Consider the following 18146-nt stretch of genomic DNA (forward strand, 5'->3'; position numbering starts at 1 on the left):
TGGTCACGCCCCTGCCTTTGTGGCACTGACGCCGCCTTCAGGTGGCAATCGTTGTTCTGGTACGTCGAGTTGGCCGGTGTCGTGGAATTCCAGCTTCTTGCGGCGGTCCGCGATGATGCCCTCGGGGCGGAAGCGCATGAGGATGATCAGGGCGAGGCCGAAGGCGAGGAGCTGGTAGTTCTCCATGAAGCCGAGCTTGGCCGGGATGAGGAAGAGCAGCGCGCCGCCGATGAGCGGTCCGCTGACGGTTCCCATGCCGCCGAGGATGACGGCGGCGAGCAGGAAGGCCGAGTTGGGCGGCGACGTACTGGCGAACTTGTACGAGTCCGGTGTCACGGAGTACGAGACGTGGGCCTGCACGGCGCCGGCGAGGCCGGCGAGCGTGGCGCCGAGGGCGAAGGCGATCAGCTTGACGCGGAAGCCGTTGATGCCCATGGCGGTGGCGGCGGTCTCGTCCTCGCGGATGGCGACCCAGGCGCGGCCGATGCGGGATTCACCGGAGCGTCGGAACACCGTGACGACGATGGCGGTGAAGAACAGCATGAGCAGGAAGTAGTTGGCGTTCCTGCCGAGTTCGAAGCCGAGGATTTCGGTGGGCTGTCCGAGGTCCCAGCCGAAGATCTGGACGTCGGGGATCTGGGTGATGCCCTGGGCGCCGTTGGTGAGGTCGGGTCCGGCCTGGCCGTTGAGGTTGTTGACGGTGATGCGGAAGATCTCGCCGAAGCCGAGGGTGACGATGGCGAGGTAGTCGCCGCGCAGCCGCAGGGTGGGGGCGCCGATGAGGACGCCGAAGACGAGTGAGGCTGCGGCGCCGGTGAGGACGGCGGCCCAGAAGGGGAACTGCACGTCGAACACGGAGGAGCTGGTGCCGGAGACGAGGGCCGCGGTGTAGGCGCCGACGCCGAGGAAGGCCACGTATCCGAGGTCGAGGAGGCCGGCGAGGCCGACGACGACGTTGAGGCCGAGGGCTACGGTCGCGAAGATCAGGATGTTGGTCCCGACGAGTGCGAAGTAGTCGCTGTCCTGGGTGAAGGGGAAGCAGAGCGCGGCGGCGAACGCGGCGGTCAGTGCGACCGTGCGGTGCTTGTGGGTGAGTGCGGTGAGGCGGCTTACGAGGCCGGAGCGGTTGGCGGCGGTGAAGCAGAAGCCGACGGTGATGAGGAACCCGATGAAGGGTTCTGCTTCTTTGGTGTCGGCGCCGACGCCGTAGGTGAAGACCATCAGGGCGAGGGCGAAGCCCGCGACGATGATCAGGATTTCGGCCCAGGAGGGCAGGGTGCCCTTGGCCCGCGGCGCCGGGGGCGCGGTGAGGCTGTGCCGGAAGCGTGCCCATGCGCCGGTGTCGGGGTCGTCGGACGGGTAGGGCTGGTCGAAGGGCAGGGCGAGGGCGCCGACGGCGGCGACGAGTGCGCCGATGCCGGTGACCCAGGCTCCGGGTTCGAGGTTGACGACGCCGCCGAGTTCGGCCGCGATGGCGCCCATGGTGTAGCCGATGGTGCCCAGGGTGCCGAGGGCGGTGAGCCGGGTGGCTGCGTTGGCGCCGCCGGGGGTGAGCCAGCCGAGGCCTCGGATGCCCTGGCCGGAGAGGGCGAAGAGCAGGGTGAGTGCGGCGCCGACGAGGACGAGCATCTGGAGTCCGGCCGGGTATCCGGTGACGGTGAGGTCGCCGGGGAACTCGGAGGTCCAGGTCCACGCCATGAAGGTGCCGGCGAGGGCGATGACGGAGCCCGCGATGGTGACGAGCCGGGCGCCGCCTGCGGGCAGTTTGACGAGGGGGCCCGCGGTGTTGCCGGTGTCGGCCGCGGTGTTCTTGGTGATGGTTGCCATGGTTCTCACGCCCTGTCCGCGACTCGTTCGCCGAGCAGGCCCTGGGGCCGCACGAGCAGGACGACGATCAGGAGCACGAAGGCCCAGACGTCCTTCCAGGCGCCGCCGCCGAAGAGTTCCATGCCGGGAACGTCGGCCATGTAGCCGGTGGCGAGGGCTTCGGCGAGGCCGAGGACGATGCCGCCGAGCATGGCGCCGTAGATGTTGCCGATGCCGCCGAGCACGGCCGCGGTGAAGGCCTTGAGGCCCATGATGAGGCCCATGAGGTAGCCGACTTGGCCCTGGTGGAGGCCGTAGCCGACGGCGGCGATCGCGGCGAACGCGGCACCGATGGCGAAGGCCATGACGATGATGCGGTCGGTGTTGACGCCCATGAGCTTGGCGGTGTCGGGGTCCTGCGCGGTGGCCTGCATGCCGCGGCCGGCGCGGGTCTTGTTGACGAAGTAGCCGAGGGCGATCATGCAGATCGGGGCGGCGATCAGGATGAACAGGGAGTTCACCTTGATGTCGGCGCCGAGGAAGGAGAGGGGGTCGCCCTCGAACTGCGGGAAGGGCTGGTCCTTCGTCGCGTCGGGGTACCACTTCCAGATGGCCTGCTGGAGGACGAGCGAGAGGCCGATGGCGGTGATGAGCGGGGCCAGCCTCGGCGCGCCTCGCAGCGGCCGGTAGGCGAAGCGTTCGGCGGCGGCGCCGACTGCGACCGAGCAGATCACCGCGAAGACGATCATCAGCGGGATGAGCGCGAGCAGGGGGGCGTCGGGGAACCAGAGGTGGATGGTCAGGGCGCCGAAGCCCCCGATCATGAATATCTCGCCATGGGCGAAGTTGATGAGCTGGACAATGCCGTAGACCATCGTGTAGCCGACTGCGATGAGACCGTACATCGCGCCGAGGATGAGTCCATTGGCCAGCTGCTGCGGCAGTTCGTTCACCGCAAGGCCTCCGTGGAGTGGTTCGGATATGGCACCGCGCGGGAGCGCTGGTAGCGCTCCCGCGCGGTCTGGGTCAATGAGTCGGGGAGAGCGGGACTACGACTGCGGCTTGACCGCCTCGCTGAACTTCGGGGCCCAAGCGCCCTTCTCGACCTGGTAGGCGGTCATCATGGTGTTGGTGGTGTCGCCGAACTCGTCGAACGAGACCTCACCGGTGACGCCGGAGAACTTGACCTTGGACATGGCCTCGAGGACCTTGGCGCGGGCGTCCTCGGGGAGCTTGCCGTCGTTGCCCTCGACCGCGATCTTGACGGCCTCGATGATCGCCCAGGTGGCGTCGTAGGTGGAGCCGCCGTAGGCCTCGTAGGCGTCCTTGTAGCCGGCCGCCTTGTAGTCCGCGATGAACTTCTTGGCGGAGTCGAGCTGCTCGACGGGCTTGCCGACGGAGGTCGAGAGGTCACCCTCGGCCTTCTTGTTCAGCTTGATGAAGTCGGCGCTGTAGATGCCGTCGCCGCCCATGAGCGGGATCTTGTTGCCGGCGTCCTTGAGCTGCTGGCTCAGCGGACCGGCCGCGGGGTACTCGCCGCCGTAGTAGACCGCCTTGGCGCCGGTCTTCTTGACCTGGGTGACGACCGCGTTGAAGTCACGGTCCTCGGGGTTGACGTGGTCGCTGCCCACGATCTTGCCGCCGAGCTTGGTGAAGTTCTCCTTGAACGACGCGGCGAGGCCGGCGCCGTAGGTCTTCTGGTCGTCGATCAGGTAGACGTCCTTGATCTTCGCCGTGTTGTACAGGTAGTTCGCGGCGAACGCGCCCTGGACCTCGTCCGTGGTGGCGGTGCGGAAGAACGTCTTGAACTGGCGCTTGCTGTCGCCGGTCTTCCAGCCGTCGCCCTGGGTCAGCTCGGTGCCGGTGTTGGCCGGGGAGACCTGGGTGAGGCCGGCGTCGTTGAACGGCTTCTGCATCGACTGCGAGACGCTGGAGTTCAGCGGGCCGACGACGCCGACGACGTCGTCCATGCCGATGAACTCGGCGGCGTTCTGCTGGCCGACGTTCGGCTGGGCCTGGTCGTCCTTGGCCTCGATCTTGAACTCGATGCCCTTGACGTACTCCTCCTTGTTCGCGGTCTTGGCCGCGAGGTCGGCGGAGTTCTTGATGCCCAGACCCAGGGCGGACAGGTCGCCGGAGGTCGGCGAGTCGACGCCGATGACAACGGTGGTCTTGTCGCCGCCCTTGTCGCCGTTGCCGTCGTCGCGCGAACCACAAGCGGTGAGGGTGAGAGCTCCGGTGGTCAACACCGAAGTGAGTATGAGCAAGGAACGGTTACGCACGATGGGTCCTTTCCCTGGCGCCGGCTTCCTCGACGTGAGGGCCGTACTGATCGCCGGGCCGTACTGGTGGTGGTACAAGGCCGTGCTCTTCAGTTCGCGCCCGGCGGCGCGGTGACTGGCCGTGACTCTAAGCGCAGGTGACGGGCCTGGGGACCTGGGAAGGGCAGATGTGACTCTCTTGTTATGAGCTTTGAATTCCCGGCGGAACAGTGCGGGCCAAACGGACTTCTCGGCCGTGTTTCTGGTGTTCACATAGTGAGAAGTGGCTGTTCCGCTAAGGGGCTTGAGGGGATCTTGCTCCTGACACCTGCCGGGAATCCTCCAGCCTGAATAAGGGATTCCGGAAAATGCGGAGTTTGATTACCGGCATGAACGGAATGTGCCCGTCCCCACTGCGGTGACTACTCAGGGTGAGGGTGATGCGGGGCCGCCCCCGGGCGGGGTCGAGCTCGGTTCGCGCCAGATGCCCTCGGTGGGCTTTCCGTTCCGGTAGCGCTCCACGCATCCCTTTTCCACGTATGCGTCGAGCACCTTCAGGGCGGCATCGGTATCGGTCCGTTTGCGCTCTTTCTGTGCCGCGTCGACGGCGCCGAGCAGGATCTCGTTCTGTCCGTTGGAGAGGCCTTTCTGCATGAAATCCCGGCCCGAGGTGGGACGTTCGAGAAAGACCTCTTTCGACCAGTAGCCGACGAGCGCGATACAGATCTCCGTATCGGAACTGGTGCGCGGGGACGGGTCCGGCCGGGCACGGTCGTCGTCCGGGCCCGAACACCCGGCCAGGGAAGCTGCGATGGCATACGCGGCCGCGAGGGTGAGGAGTGCTCGGCTGCGGGCGGCGGGCCTCATGCCGGTGAAGCTAATGAGCGGTGGGTGCAGGGGGCAAGGGTCGTGCGGACCAAGGATGCGCAAACCGGCGGCCGGCTCGGCAGGCGTATACGAAAGGGGCACCCCGTAGCAATCGGGGTGCCCCTCAAGGAAGTTGGTGCCGGGTGTCAGTCGCGCACCCGCGCCGCGTCGCTCGGGTTCACGTCCCGCAGCAGACACGTCAGCCTCGCCGTGCACACCCGCCGGTCCTGCTCGTCGGAGATGACGATCTCGTACGTGGCGGTCGTACGCCCCCGGTGCACGGGCGTCGCCACCCCGGTGACGAGGCCCGAGCGGGCACCGCGGTGGTGGGTGCAGTTGAGGTCGACGCCGACGGCGATCTTGCCGGAGCCGCCGTGCAGCATGGCTCCTACCGAGCCGAGGGTCTCGGCGAGCACGGCGGAGGCGCCGCCGTGCAGCAGTCCGTACGGCTGGGTGTTGCCCTCGACCGGCATGGTGCCCACGACGCGGTCGGCCGCGGCCTCCTTGATCTCGACGCCCATGCGGGTGCCGAGATGGCCGGCCGAGAACAGGGCGGGCAGGTCCACGCCGAGCGCCGCGTACTCGTCGATGACTTCCTGCGGGAACCTGACTTCGTTCTTCTCGCCCATGGGGGTCTCGCTCCAGTTCTGGTCGGACTGCGCTCACGGCGGTGCGTGCCGTGTGCACCGTCCTATCAGGATGACTGAGCGAACGCTTAGGCGGTACCCCTGGCGGTGGTGACGTTCGCCGGGCCGGGGGCCTGATCCACAAGACGGGCCCCGGGTCTCAGCGCGGTGCGTCGTCCTCGCCGATGTGGTGGACGCGGACCAGGTTGGTCGAGCCCGCGACGCCGGGCGGGGAGCCCGCCGTGATCACGACCACGTCGCCCTTGGCGCAGTGCCCGTACTTCAGGAGCAGCTCGTCGACCTGGGCGACCATCGCGTCCGTGGAGTCCACGTGCGGGCCGAGGAAGGTCTCCACGCCCCAGGTGAGGTTGAGCTGGGAGCGGGTGGCCGGGTCCGGCGTGAAGGCGAGCAGCGGGATCGGGGAGCGGTAGCGCGACAGGCGCCGGACCGTGTCACCGGACTGTGTGAAGGCGACCAGGTACTTGGCGCCCAGGAAGTCGCCCATCTCGGCGGCGGCCCGGGCGACGGCTCCGCCCTGCGTACGGGGCTTGTTGCGCTCGGTCAGCGGCGGCAGGCCCTTGGCGAGGATGTCCTCCTCGGCGGCCTCCACGATGCGGCCCATCGTCTTGACCGTCTCGATGGGGTACTTGCCGACGCTGGTCTCGCCGGAGAGCATCACCGCGTCGGTTCCGTCGATCACCGCGTTCGCCACGTCGGAGGCCTCGGCGCGCGTGGGGCGGGAGTTATCGATCATCGAGTCCAGCATCTGCGTGGCGACGATGACCGGCTTCGCATTGCGCTTGGCCAGCTTGATGGCGCGCTTCTGGACGATCGGCACCTGCTCGAGCGGCATCTCCACACCGAGGTCGCCGCGGGCGACCATGATGCCGTCGAAGGCGGCGACGATGTCGTCGATGTTCTCGACGGCCTGGGGCTTTTCGACCTTGGCGATGACGGGGAGGCGGCGGCCCTCCTCGCGCATGATGCGGTGCACGTCCTCGATGTCGCGGCCGCTGCGCACGAAGGACAGGGCGATCACGTCGGCGCCGATGCGCAGCGCCCAGCGGAGGTCCTCCTGGTCCTTCTCGGAGAGCGCGGGCACGGACACCGCGACGCCCGGGAGGTTGAGGCCCTTGTGGTCGGAGACCATGCCGCCTTCGACGACGCGGGTGCGGACACGGGGGCCGTCGACCTCGGTGACCTCGAGACACACCTTGCCGTCGTCGACGAGGATGCGCTCGCCGGCGGTCACGTCGGAGGCGAGTCCGCCGTAGGTGGTGCCGCAGGTCTGGCGGTCGCCCTCGACGCCCTCTTCGACGGTGATGGTGAACTCGTCGTCGCGTTCGAGGAGTACGGGACCTTCGCTGAAGCGGCCGAGGCGGATCTTCGGGCCTTGAAGGTCCGCGAGGATGCCGACGCTGCGGCCGGTCTCGTCGGAGGCCTTCCGCACGCGCTGGTAGCGCTCCTCGTGCTCGGCGTAGGTGCCGTGGCTGAGGTTGAAGCGGGCCACGTCCATTCCGGCTTCGACCAGTGCCTTGATCTGGTCGTACGAGTCGGTGGCGGGCCCCAGGGTACAGACGATCTTTGCTCGGCGCATGGTTCGAGCCTAGGGCTTACCGGCGGGTAGAGAATTGGCTGGGCATGACTACTCAACAACCTTTACGTGAAAGGTTATTGACAAGTGTTGAATTGTGCGCGGGGGCGCTCCGATGAGCATTTCCCTTACGCCGAAGGCCCGTTGCCTGCTCGATTGTGCGGGCTTTCCTTCACTTGTTGATCGCGCTTCCTCCGATGCGCATCGGCGTCAGCTTCCGATACGCATCGGCGTCAGCTGATGGAGGTCATGCCGGGCGCGCAGCTCCCGAAGGGCATCCGGGTCGGGGACGCCGCCCGCACTCATGAGGCCGGCGACCTCGTCGAGGTAGTCCTCATGCCCGGAGGGCGCCACGTGCAGCAGGAGCCGGGCGGGCGTGGTGCCGGGGTTGGCGAAGGCGTGCGGGCAGGCCGACGGGACGAACATGAGGCTGCCGGGTCCGCCGCGTGCGACCTTCCTGCCGTCGGCGGACTCCCACAGCTGCCAGTCGCCCTCGGTGCGGAGGCGCGGCTCGAAGGCGAGCAGATCGAGTTCGCCGTCGAGGATGTAGAACAGCTCCTCGGCCGCGTAGTGGAGATGGGCGCCGACGTCGAAGCCGGGCGGTATGACGGCTTCGAAGACGGACCAGCGCGGGGACTGTTCCGCGCCGATCTTGAGTTTCATGCCTGAGTTGCCGATCAGCTGTCCCGTACCCGGTTCGAGGACCAGTCCGTCGGTCATGAGAACTCCCCCTGGAATCAGCGATGTCGATGCCTGGGAAGCATGCTCGCGCCACACACCGGCGGCGGACCACAGCGCGCCGGGATGGTTAAAGCTGCGGCGGATGCATGGTGAAGCGGGCGTTGACGGTGGCGTAGACGGTCTGGCGCTGGGGTTCGAGGTCCAGGGGCGGTGCGGAGGCGTCCTCGGCGACGGCGGAGTCGTAGGACGCGACCTGCATGCCGCGCATGGACTGGCGGTAGGGCATGGGCGGTTCGGCGCCCACGTCCGCGAGTTCGACCAGGGCGTCGAGACGGGTGCCGAGGGCGTCGGCATAGGCACGGGCGCGCTGGACCGCCTCGTGCACGGCCATACGGCGCGCCTCGCTGTAGGCGGGCGAGTCGGGGCGCAGCTCCCACCAGGGCCCGTCGACGCTCGTGAGCTCGAGGTCGGCGAGGCGGGTGGTGAGCTCGCCGAGCGCCGTGAAGTCGGTGAGCTCGGCGGTGAGATGGACCCGCCCGTGATACGCGCGGACGCGCTCGGAGCGTCCGTGGCGCCCCAGTTCGGGGCTGATGGACAGGGCGCCGGTCTCCAGCTTCTCGACGGCGTCCCCGTACCCCTTGATGAGGTCGAGCACGGCGGCGTTGCGCCGGGTCAGGTCGTCGAGAGCGCTGCGCCGGTCGGTGCCGCGGGCGAGGACGGTGACGCTGATCCGCGCGAGTTCGGGCTCGACCTCGAGCCGGGCCTCGCCGCTGACGGCTACGCGGGGCGACTCGGGGGTGCCGTAGGGCGTGAAGGCAGTGGTCTCGTCCACGGGGTTCCTCTCCGGTGGTTGCGGGCGTGTTCGTCACTGTTGCACCCGCTTCCGACATCGGGGAGACATCGGATCGCAACGCGCTGAGGGTGTTGCCCGGTGGGGTCGGCGGTGCAGAATCTACGCGCGTTACAGATGTGGAAATCTACGCGCGTTGCACAGGGCTGCGTCGCAAGCAGAACCGCTTCACAAGGGAGAGACGAAATGCCGCTCGATCGAAGGACGTTCCTCGGTACGTCGGCCGCGACGGGAGTCGCGCTGGCCGCGGGCGCCTCGGCTCAGGCCGCCGCCGAACCGGCCGCTGCGCCCGCCGCAGGCAAGGGGCGCGTCAAGCGGTACTCGTTCACGGTGATGGGCACGACGGATCTGCACGGAAACGTCTTCAACTGGGACTACTTCACGGACAAGGAGTTCGACGACAAGGCGCACAACGATGTGGGCCTTGCGAAGATCTCCACCCTGGTGAACCAGGTGCGCGAGGAGAAGGGCCGGCGCAACACGCTGCTCATCGACGCGGGCGACACGATCCAGGGCACGCAGCTGTCGTACTACTACGCGAAGGTCGACCCGATCACGGCGGCGCGTGGTCCGGTGCACCCGATGGCGCAGGCGATGAACCGCATCGGTTATGACGCGGCGGCGCTCGGGAATCACGAGTTCAATTACGGAATTCCGGTGCTTCGGAAGTTCGAGGAGCAGTGCGACTTCCCGCTGCTCGGCGCCAACGCGCTGGACGCGAAGACGCAGCGCCCGGCTTTCGCGCCGTACAGCATGCACCGCCTGCGGACCCCGCACGGGCGCGATGTGAAGGTCGCGGTCCTCGGTCTGACGAACCCCGGCATCGCGATCTGGGACAAGGCCAACGTGCAGGGGAAGATGACCTTCCCGGGCCTCGAGGAGCAGGCGGCGAAGTGGGTGCCGAAGCTGCGGTCCATGGGCGCGGACGTGGTGATCGTCTCGGCGCACAGCGGTTCGTCGGGCACGTCCTCGTACGGTGATCAGCTGCCGTACATCGAGAACGCGGCGGGTCTGGTGGCCGAGCAGGTGCCGGGCATCGACGCGATCCTGGTGGGCCACGCGCACACCGAGATCCCGGAGTACTTCGTCACGAACAAGGAGACGGGCGCGCAGGTCGTCCTCTCCGAACCCCTCAAGTGGGGCCAGCGCCTGACCCTGTTCGACTTCGATCTCGTGTGGGCGAAGGGCCGCTGGACGGTCGAGAAGGTCGCGGCCAAGGTGCTCAACTCGAACACGGTGGAGGAGGACCCGGCGATCACGGGGCTGCTCGGGGACGAGCACGAGAAGGTCGTGGCGTATGTGAACCAGGTCATCGGCACGTCCCTCGCGGCGATGTCGACGGCCGAGGGCCCCTACAAGGACGTGCCGATCATCGACCTGATCAGCCATGTGCAGGCCGAGACGGTCAAGGCGGCGCTCGCGGGCGGCAGTTACGCCGCGCTGCCGGTGATCTCGCAGGCCTCGTGCTTCTCGCGGACCGCCGCGATCCCGGCGGGCGAGGTGACCATCCGTGACGCGGCCGGCCTGTACCCGTTCGAGAACACCCTTGAAGCGCGAGTCATCACGGGTGCGCAGCTGAAGGAGTACCTGGAGTACTCGGCGCGCTATTACGTGCAGACCCCGGCCGGCGGCGCGGTGGACCCGGCGAAGCTGACGAACGCCGAGAACATCCCGGACTACAACTACGACGCGGTGTACGGCGTGACGTACGAGATCGACATCGCCAAGCCGGTCGGCTCCCGCATCGTGAACCTGCAGTTCCAGGGCAAGGCGCTCGACCCCGCCGCCGAGTTCGTGCTCGCGGTGAACAACTACCGGGCGAGCGGCGGCGGCAACTTCCCGCACGTCCCCGGCGCCAAGCAGGTGTGGTCGAACTCGGAGGAGATCCGCAACACGATCATCCAGTGGGTGACCGCGAAGGGCACGGTCGATCCCGCCGCGTTCGCCTCCGTGGACTGGAAGCTGACGCGCGACGGCGTGCCGGTCTTCTGACGGGCCCGTACAAGGAAGGGCTCGTACGAGGAAGGGCCCGCACGAAAGCGAGGGGGCCGGTCCGCGAAGGACCTGCCCCCTCCTCGCGCAATCAGCCCTTGAGCGGTACGAGCGTCCCCTTGCGCTCCGGCTCGCGGCGTTCCAGTGCCGCAGGGTCGAGACCGAAGGTGGTGAACGCGGTCCGCTTGGGCAGCACATACGGCTGGTTGCCGGTGAGGGTGTTGAGGATCGACGCGCTGCGCCACGCCATCAGACCGAGGTCCGGAGCGCCCACCCCGTGCGTGTGCCGCTCCGCGTTCTGCACGTACACCGACCCGGTGACGGACGGGTCGAGGAGCAGCCGGTGGTCCTCGCTGATCCGCGGCCGTGCGGAACCGTCCCTGCGCATGTACGAGTCCAGGCCCGCGAGCATCTGGTCGAGCGGCCGCTCCCGGTAGCCGGTCGCCAGCACCACGGCGTCGGTGGTGAGCCGGGACCGGGTGCCCTGCTGGGCGTGTTCGAGGTGCAGCTCGACCTTGGTGGCGCCGACCCGTCCCGCGGTGCGGACGGTGACGCCGGGAGTGAGGGTCGCGTCCGGCCAGCCGCCGCCCAGGGTGCGCCGGTAGAGCTCCTCGTGGATGGCGGCGATGGTGTCGGTGTCGATGCCCTTGTGCAGCTGCCACTGGGCGGGCACGAGCCGGTCGCGTACGGCTTCGGGCAGGGCGTGGAAGTAGCCGGTGTAGTCCGGGGTGAAGTGTTCGAGCCCGAGCTTGGAGTACTCCATGGGCGCGAACGCCTCGGTGCGGGCCAGCCAGTGGATCTTCTCGGCGCCGGCGGGCCGGGCCTTGAGCAGATCGAGGAAGATCTCGGCCCCCGACTGTCCCGAGCCGATGACGGTGACGTGCTCGGCGGCCAGGAGGGTGTCGCGCGCGGCGAGGTAGTCGGCCGCGTGGATCACCGGCACGCCCGGCACCTCGACGAGCGGCCGCAGCGTCTGCGGCACATACGGGGCGGTGCCCACGCCGAGGACGACGTTGCGGGTGTACGTGCGGCCTAGGGCCTCGGCCTCACCCTCGGCGTCGAGCTGGGTGAAGTCGACCTCGAACAGGGAGCGTTCGGGGTTCCAGCGCACCGCGTCGACCTGGTGGCCGAAGTGCAGCCCGGGCAGCTGCCCGCTGACCCAGCGGCAGTACGCGTCGTACTCGGAGCGCTGGATGTGGAACTTCTCGGCGAAGTAGAACGGGAAGAGCCGTTCCTGCTCGCGCTGGTAGTTGAGGAAGCTCCAGGGGCTGGTGGGGTCGGCGAGGGTCACCAGGTCGGCGAGGAAGGGCACTTGGAGCGTGGCGCCTTCGATGAGCAGACCGGGGTGCCAGTGGAAGCCGGGCCGCTGCTCGTAGAACGCGGTGCGCAGTTCGGTCAGCGGGTGCGCGAGGGCGGCGAGCGACAGATTGGACGGCCCGATGCCGATGCCCACCAGGTCCTGGGGCTCTTCGGGGGCCGGGGCACCGCTGTTCATCGGCAGGGTCATCGGGGCGTGTGTCCTTCCACAGGTTCTACGAGGTGGCGTTCCACCAGGTGCAGCAGTGCGGCCAGTTCGCCGCTCGAGGTGTACGGATTGAGCAGGGTGGCCTTGAGCCAGAGCCGCCCGTCGAGGCGGGCGCGGCCGAGTACGGCGCGCCCTTCGGTGAGCAGCTCTCTTCGTACGGACGCCAGGTCGTCGTCCGTGGCCGCGCGGGGCCTGAACAGGACGGTGCTGAGGGCGGGCCGGTCGTACAGCTCGAAACCGTCGTGCGCCTCGATCGCGGCGGCGAACTCCTGCGCGAGGGCGCAGACTTGGTCGACCAGCTCGCCGAGACCCTGCCGGCCGAGCGCCCGCCAGGTGACGGCCGTCTTGAGGATGTCGGGGCGGCGGGTGGTGCGCAGGGAGCGGCCGAGGAGGTCGGGCAGGCCCGCTTCGGTGTCGTCCTCGGCGTTGAGGTAGTCGGCGCGGTGGCCGAGCGGCTCGAGGTCGCCGCTGTCCCGTACGGCGAGGAAGCCGGCGGCCACGGGCTGCCAGCCCAGCTTGTGCAGGTCGAGCGTGACGGTGTGGGCTCGCTCGAGACCGCGGAGCTTTCCCCGGTGCGTGCGGCTGAACAGGAGCCCGCCGCCGTACGCGGCGTCGACGTGCAGCCGGGCCCCGTGGGCGGCGCACAGGTCGGCGATCTCGTCCAGGGGGTCGATGAGCCCGGCGTCGGTGGTGCCGGCGGTGGCGATGACGAGTTTCGGGCCGGGCAGTTCGGTGAGGGCTTCGTCGAGCGCGGCGGGGTCGAGGAGCCCCGCGGGGGCGGGGACGGTGACGGGTTCGGGCAGGCCGAGGAGCCAGGCGGCGCGGTGCAGGGAGTGGTGGGCGTTGGCGCCCGCCAACACCTGGAGGGGGCCGAGGAGTTCACGGGCGAGCAGCAGGGCGAGCTGGTTGGATTCGGTGCCGCCGGTGGTGGTGAGGGCGTCCCCACCCGAGTCGTACACCTCGGCCGCGAGCGCCCGGGTCACCAGTCCTTCCAGGACGGAGGCGGCCGGTGCCTGGTCCCAGGAGTCCATCGAGGGGTTGAGCGCACTGGCCGCGAGATCCGCGGCGGCGGCCACCGCGAGCGGTGGCGCGTGCAGATGCGCGGCGCACAGCGGCTCTGCGGGGTCCGCGGCGCCTGCCGCCATCAGCGCGACGAGGGTGTGCAGGGCCTCTTCGGCGCCCTGCCCCTGCTCCGGGAGCACATCGTCGACCGCTTTCCGTACCCGCTGCTCGACGGCTTCCGGTCCCCCGTCGGGCAGCGGGCCGCCACGCGTGGCGGCGCCTTCGGCGAGGGCGTCGAGGACGGTGGCAAGCAGCGGCCGCAGGCCGTCGTGGCCGGTGACGCCTCCGGCCAGGGGTGGGCTGCTCATGCTGGTTGTCCTTCGAACGGGGGCGTTCCGTGTGCGGGACCTCCAGCGTGGTGTGCGGTGGCGCCCGCGGGGATAAACGAGCGCAACTCGAAATTGACATCCTCTCCCTCTTGACGGGGAGATTTCAGCCCAGACGGGTTGAGGTTCACGGGCGTTCGAACGGCGGGTTGCCGTTGCCGCCCCTCCGGCACCGGCTGTGCGCCGGGGGCGGGGATACCGCCCTGTCCTGCCGCGACGTTGATGCTTGCGTTTGTGTCCGCGTTGCAGGTGAAGCCGCAGGAGGAGCAGACGAACTCGGCTTGGCTCTTGCGCGAGTTCTTGTCGATCCAACCGCAGGCGCTGCACCGCAGACTGGTGTACGGGGCAGGGACGTCCTCTACCCGTCCGGGGGCCTTTTGTTCAGTGCGTTGGCGGAGCAGGCCCCACCCCTGGGCGAGGATGGCCCGGTTCAATCCGGCCTTCTGCGCGACTTGTCGTCCTGGCCGCTCAGCCGTCCCTTTTGCCGAGCGGGTCATGGTCTTTACGTTCAACTTCTCGAATCGCACCAGGTCACAGCTTCGGGCCAGCATCGTCGAGGTCTTCTCACCCCAATCCTTGCGCCGGTTCGCCTCCCTGGCCTTGAGCTTGGCGACCGCCGCGTATTCGGTCCTCCGTTGCTCGCTGCACTTGGGGGCGCGGGCCGCACGGCGCTGGTGTTTACGGATCTGCGCCCGCTCCTTCGTCGTGAGCTGCGGGCAGTTCAACCTGCGGCCGTCGGAGAGAGCCGCGGTGATGATCACGCCCCGGTCGATGCCGATGACCCGGCCCGTGCCGGGCGCGGGGATCGGTTCCGGGATGATCGCGAAAGCCACGTGCCATTGGCCGTGGCGAGAGGTGACGCGGAACGTCTTCGCGTCCGGTAGTTCCGGACGGGTAAGGCGGAAGCGGACCCAGCCGCAACCCGGAACCTTCACCCGAGCCCACCTCCGGTTCAGCCGCTGGACCACGACTGAGCGACCCATCACCTGCTTTCCCTTGGCATTCAGCTTGCGGCTGCCGTCCGGCTCGAACTCCGGCACCCGGTCGGTGCCGATGACCCGGAAGCCCTCGTGTACATGCTTCTTACGCCAGGTCGGCTCACCGAACCCGGATCTGAAGCGGGCCTGCTTGGCTCTCGCGAAGTCCTTCAGCGCCTGTTGCTGCACATCCGCGTTCCCAGCCCCGAGCCACTCGTTCTCGCGCCGCGCCTCCGTCAGTTGACGACACTGCTGCACGAAACCCGGAGCCGGTCCCCGGCCCGGCGTCCAGTGCGCGTGCTGCTCCACAGCCAGGTTCCAGACATACCTCGCGTGCGCACAATGCAGCAGCATCTGCTGCGCCTGCGCAGGCGTCGGATACATCCGAAAACGTGACATGCCGCCAACGTAGCCACGTGATCAAGTTCACGTTGTGTAAGCGCGGCAACTCACCCGAACGACTGAACAGACGCGCGAACTAGCCGGGGTCAGAGATGCCAACTCCTTAGACTCCACCCTTGTTTGAGGCCCACCGCAACGCCGCAGAGGGGGCGTCGGCACATGGTCGACGCCCCCTCACCTCGTACGACTTAAGCCCCGCGCACCCGCAGCGCCCGGGCCAGATCGTCCATGTGGTCGGCCAGGCGGCGGCGCAGGGGCGGCGGTACGTCGCTGCCCTCGGCGAGGCACCGCTCCCCCAGCTCCAGCGTGGCCGGCTCGACCACGGCGATCGGCACGGCGTGGCGGCCGATGCCGTCGGCGAGGGCCGGGCCCCGGCGCTTGGCGGTGGCGACCGCGTCGGTGAAGAAGCGGGTCACGTACGGGCGGACGAGGTCGAGGTGTTCGGGCTGCCAGAAGCCCTGGGCCGTGGCCACGAACAGGTAGTTGGACAGGGCGTCCGCGCCGCCGAACATCGCCTCCCACGCTGCTTCCTTCGCGACCGGGTCGGGCAGCGCGGCGCGGCAGCGGGCGGCGCCTTCCTGGCCGGTGGCGCTGGGGTCGTGCAGCAGCTCGGCCTCGATCACGTCGTCGTCGATCGCGCCGAGCACCGCGAGCCGGGTGAGCAGCCGCCAGCGCAGCTCCGGGTCGAGTTCGGGGCCGCCGGGGACGGTGCCCTCGTCGAACCAGGCACGGATGACGTCGGCGCGCTGGGCGTGGTCGATGAAGTGGCGTACGGCGGTCAGGCGCGCACCCGGCGAGGAGCCGTCCTCGGTGAGCCGGATGATGTCCTCGCACAGGTCGGACAGGAGGGTCAGTCCGGCCGGCCGGTCCTCGGGGGCGAGATAGCGGTCGGCGATCTGGCCCCCGGCGAACGCGAGGACGCCCTGCACGATCGCGAGATCGCGCTCCTTGGGGAGGTGGGCGCGGGCCGCCTCCAGGTAGGCGGCCGGGGCGAGTTCACCGTCGCGGACCATGTCGCGCAGGGCGTTCCACAGGACCGTGCGGTTGAGCGTCTCGGGGATGCCGGAGAGCTGGCTCAGGGCGGTCCGCTGCGACTGCTCGTCGAGGCGGATCTTCGTGTACGTCAGGTCCTGGTCGTTGAGGACGAGGAGCGCGGGCCTGCGGCCGGGGCGGGTCGTCTCCGTCCGCTCGGCGGCGATGTCGAGCTCGAAGCGCTCGCGGAGCACGAGGGCGCCGTCGTCCTGCAGGTCGGGCTCGTAGGCGGCGACCTGGATGCGGTGCGGGCGGCTGCCTTCGCGGGTGACGGTGAGCTGCCAGGAGTTGCCGGTCTCGGTGACCGCCGGGGTCAGCTTGTCGACGCCCGTGGTGCCGAGCCAGACGCGGGCCCATGCGTGGACGTCGCGGTCCGTGACGGAGGCGAGGTTGTCGATGAAGTCGGCGAGGGTGGCGTTGTCGAACTTGTGGCGGGCGAAGTGCGCGTTGATGCCCGCGGAGAAGTCCTTGTCGCCGAGCCAGGCGACGAGTTGGCGCAGTGCGGAGGCGCCCTTCGCGTACGAGATGCCGTCGAAGTTGGCCTGCGCGGCGCCGGTGTCGGGGACGAGCTCGGGCTTCGGGGCGACGGGGTGGGTGCTGCCGCGCTGGTCGGAGTCGTAACCCCAGGTCTTGCGGGCGATCCCGAAGTCGGTCCAGGTGTCGCTGAAGCGGGTGACCTCGGAGGTGACCTGGTAGCCCATGTACTCGGCGAAGGACTCGTTCAGCCAGATGTCGTCCCACCAGCGCAGCGTGACCAGGTCGCCGAACCACATGTGGGCCATCTCGTGGGCGATGACCATGATGCGGGTCTGGCGCTCGGTGTCGGTGACGGCGGAGCGGTAGATGAACTCGTCGCGGAACGTGACCAGGCCCGGGTTCTCCATCGCGCCCGCGTTGAACTCGGGCACGAAGGCCTGGTCGTACGAGTCGAACGGGTAGGGCTCGTCGAACTTCTCGTGGTAGCGGTCGAAGAGCGCCTTGGTGGCGTCGAGGATTTCGTCGGCGTCCACGTCCAGGTGGGGCGCGAGCGAGCGGCGGCAGTGGATGCCGAAGGGCAGGCCGCGGTGCTCGGTGCGCACCGAGTGGTACGGGCCCGCGGCGAGCGCGGCGAGGTAGGTGGAGATCCGCGGGGTCTCCGCGACGGTCCAGCGGCCCTGGCCCTCGTCCTTGGCGATGCCGTTGCCGAGGACGGTCCAGCCTTCGGGCGCGGTGACGGTGAACGCGAAGACGGCCTTGAGGTCGGGCTGGTCGAAGGCCGCGAAGACCCGCTGGGCGTCGTCCATGCACAGCTGTGTGTAGAGGTATGTCTCGCCGTCGGCGGGGTCGGTGAAGCGGTGCATGCCCTCGCCGGTGCGCGAGTAGCGCATCTCGGCGTCGACGGTCAGCTCGTGCGCGCCTGCGGTGAGGTGCTTCAGGGGCAGCCGGCCGTCGGCGTACGACTCGGGGTCGAGCGGTTGTCCGTCCAGGGCGGCCTCGCGCAGCGCGACGGCCTTGAGGTCGACGAAGGTGTCACCGGCCTCGCGGACGGTGAAGCGGATCACGGTACGGGAGTCGAACGTCTCCTCGCCGCGCGTGAGGTCGAGGGTGACCTCGTAACGCTGCACTTCGAGGAGTCGGGCTCGGGTCTGCGCTTCGTCGCGCGTCAGTACGGACATGGGGACATGCTGCCTGATGTGCCGATCCGAGCACAGAGGGGGCCGGGGGCGGGGGATCTTCGGGGGCGGTCGAGCGCTGCCTCCGCGTGCGGGCGGGCCCTGAAGATCGGCAGAGTGTGGACAGCCGGGCGGCCCGGTGCCCCTTCGACGTAGGCTCCGGTCCCATGACCACGCGTGACACCTCCCCGATCGACCCCGCCGTACAGGCCGAGCTGGCCCGGCTGCGCGACAGCATCGACAACATCGACGCGGCCGTCGTGCACATGCTCGCCGAGCGCTTCAAGTGCACCCAGCAGGTCGGCCACCTCAAGGCCGCCCACCAGCTCCCGCCGGCCGACCCGGCCCGCGAGTCGCACCAGATCGCCCGCCTGCGCGCGCTCGCCGAGAACGCCAAGCTCGACCCGGCGTTCGCGGAGAAGCTCCTGAACTTCATCATCAGCGAGGTGATCCGCCACCACGAGCAGATCGCGGGCGCCGCGGAGAACTGATC

General features: G+C 69.0%; 14 protein-coding genes. 2 read left to right on the top strand and 12 right to left on the bottom strand.

What is annotated here, in order from left to right; all coding sequences use genetic code 11:
• Window positions 1-3: 3 nt before the first annotated feature.
• The 8 genes from ABT367_RS16010 to ABT367_RS16045 form a co-directional block, all read right to left on the bottom strand.
• Complete coding sequence (locus ABT367_RS16010) at window positions 4-1827, bottom strand: branched-chain amino acid ABC transporter permease (RefSeq protein WP_352253668.1); 1824 nt, start codon at window positions 1825-1827, stop codon at window positions 4-6.
• Window positions 1828-1832: 5 nt separating this feature from the next.
• Window positions 1833-2759, bottom strand: coding sequence for a branched-chain amino acid ABC transporter permease (locus tag ABT367_RS16015; protein WP_352253670.1), 927 nt, complete (start codon window positions 2757-2759; stop codon window positions 1833-1835).
• Window positions 2760-2855: 96 nt separating this feature from the next.
• Complete coding sequence (locus ABT367_RS16020) at window positions 2856-4073, bottom strand: branched-chain amino acid ABC transporter substrate-binding protein (RefSeq protein ID WP_352253728.1); 1218 nt, start codon at window positions 4071-4073, stop codon at window positions 2856-2858.
• A gap of 420 nt (window positions 4074-4493) precedes the next feature.
• Window positions 4494-4934, bottom strand: coding sequence for a hypothetical protein (locus tag ABT367_RS16025; RefSeq protein WP_352253672.1), 441 nt, complete (start codon window positions 4932-4934; stop codon window positions 4494-4496).
• Window positions 4935-5080: 146 nt separating this feature from the next.
• Window positions 5081-5563, bottom strand: a complete 483-nt coding sequence (locus tag ABT367_RS16030) for a hotdog fold thioesterase (RefSeq protein ID WP_352253674.1) — start codon at window positions 5561-5563, stop codon at window positions 5081-5083.
• Window positions 5564-5720: 157 nt separating this feature from the next.
• The gene (gene pyk / locus ABT367_RS16035) at window positions 5721-7157 is read right to left on the bottom strand and encodes a pyruvate kinase (RefSeq protein WP_352253676.1); all 1437 of its coding nucleotides are present in this window, start codon (window positions 7155-7157) and stop codon (window positions 5721-5723) included.
• Window positions 7158-7364: 207 nt separating this feature from the next.
• Window positions 7365-7874, bottom strand: coding sequence for a cupin domain-containing protein (locus tag ABT367_RS16040; protein ID WP_352253678.1), 510 nt, complete (start codon window positions 7872-7874; stop codon window positions 7365-7367).
• Between the two features lie 88 nt (window positions 7875-7962).
• Complete coding sequence (locus tag ABT367_RS16045) at window positions 7963-8667, bottom strand: SIMPL domain-containing protein (protein ID WP_352253680.1); 705 nt, start codon at window positions 8665-8667, stop codon at window positions 7963-7965.
• Between the two features lie 204 nt (window positions 8668-8871).
• Here ABT367_RS16045 and ABT367_RS16050 point away from each other — a divergent pair, with 204 nt between their 5' ends.
• Entirely contained in the window at window positions 8872-10677 is a 1806-nt protein-coding gene (locus tag ABT367_RS16050; protein WP_352253682.1) for a bifunctional metallophosphatase/5'-nucleotidase, read from the top strand.
• Between the two features lie 91 nt (window positions 10678-10768).
• Here the strand turns inward: ABT367_RS16050 and ABT367_RS16055 are convergent, their stop codons facing one another.
• The 4 genes from ABT367_RS16055 to pepN form a co-directional block, all read right to left on the bottom strand.
• Window positions 10769-12184, bottom strand: coding sequence for a lysine N(6)-hydroxylase/L-ornithine N(5)-oxygenase family protein (locus ABT367_RS16055; RefSeq protein WP_352253684.1), 1416 nt, complete (start codon window positions 12182-12184; stop codon window positions 10769-10771).
• On the bottom strand, window positions 12181-13572 hold the full coding sequence (locus tag ABT367_RS16060; protein WP_352253686.1) for a pyridoxal phosphate-dependent decarboxylase family protein: 1392 nt from the start codon (window positions 13570-13572) through the stop codon (window positions 12181-12183). The genes ABT367_RS16055 and ABT367_RS16060 overlap by 4 nt, the downstream gene beginning before the upstream one ends.
• Entirely contained in the window at window positions 13569-14966 is a 1398-nt protein-coding gene (locus ABT367_RS16065) for an RNA-guided endonuclease InsQ/TnpB family protein (RefSeq protein ID WP_352253688.1), read from the bottom strand. Before ABT367_RS16065 ends, ABT367_RS16060 begins: the two co-directional genes overlap by 4 nt.
• A 191-nt stretch (window positions 14967-15157) precedes the next feature.
• The gene (gene pepN / locus ABT367_RS16070; protein ID WP_352253689.1) at window positions 15158-17656 is read right to left on the bottom strand and encodes an aminopeptidase N; all 2499 of its coding nucleotides are present in this window, start codon (window positions 17654-17656) and stop codon (window positions 15158-15160) included.
• A 164-nt stretch (window positions 17657-17820) separates the two neighbouring features.
• On the opposite strand from pepN, the gene ABT367_RS16075 reads away from it, so the two are divergent.
• Window positions 17821-18144, top strand: coding sequence for a chorismate mutase (locus tag ABT367_RS16075; protein WP_165334321.1), 324 nt, complete (start codon window positions 17821-17823; stop codon window positions 18142-18144).
• The last annotated feature ends 2 nt before the right edge of the window (window positions 18145-18146 follow it).

Origin of the sequence: Streptomyces mesophilus (assembly GCF_040300965.1) — a bacterium.
Classification (GTDB): Bacteria; Actinomycetota; Actinomycetes; order Streptomycetales; family Streptomycetaceae; genus Streptomyces; species Streptomyces mesophilus_A.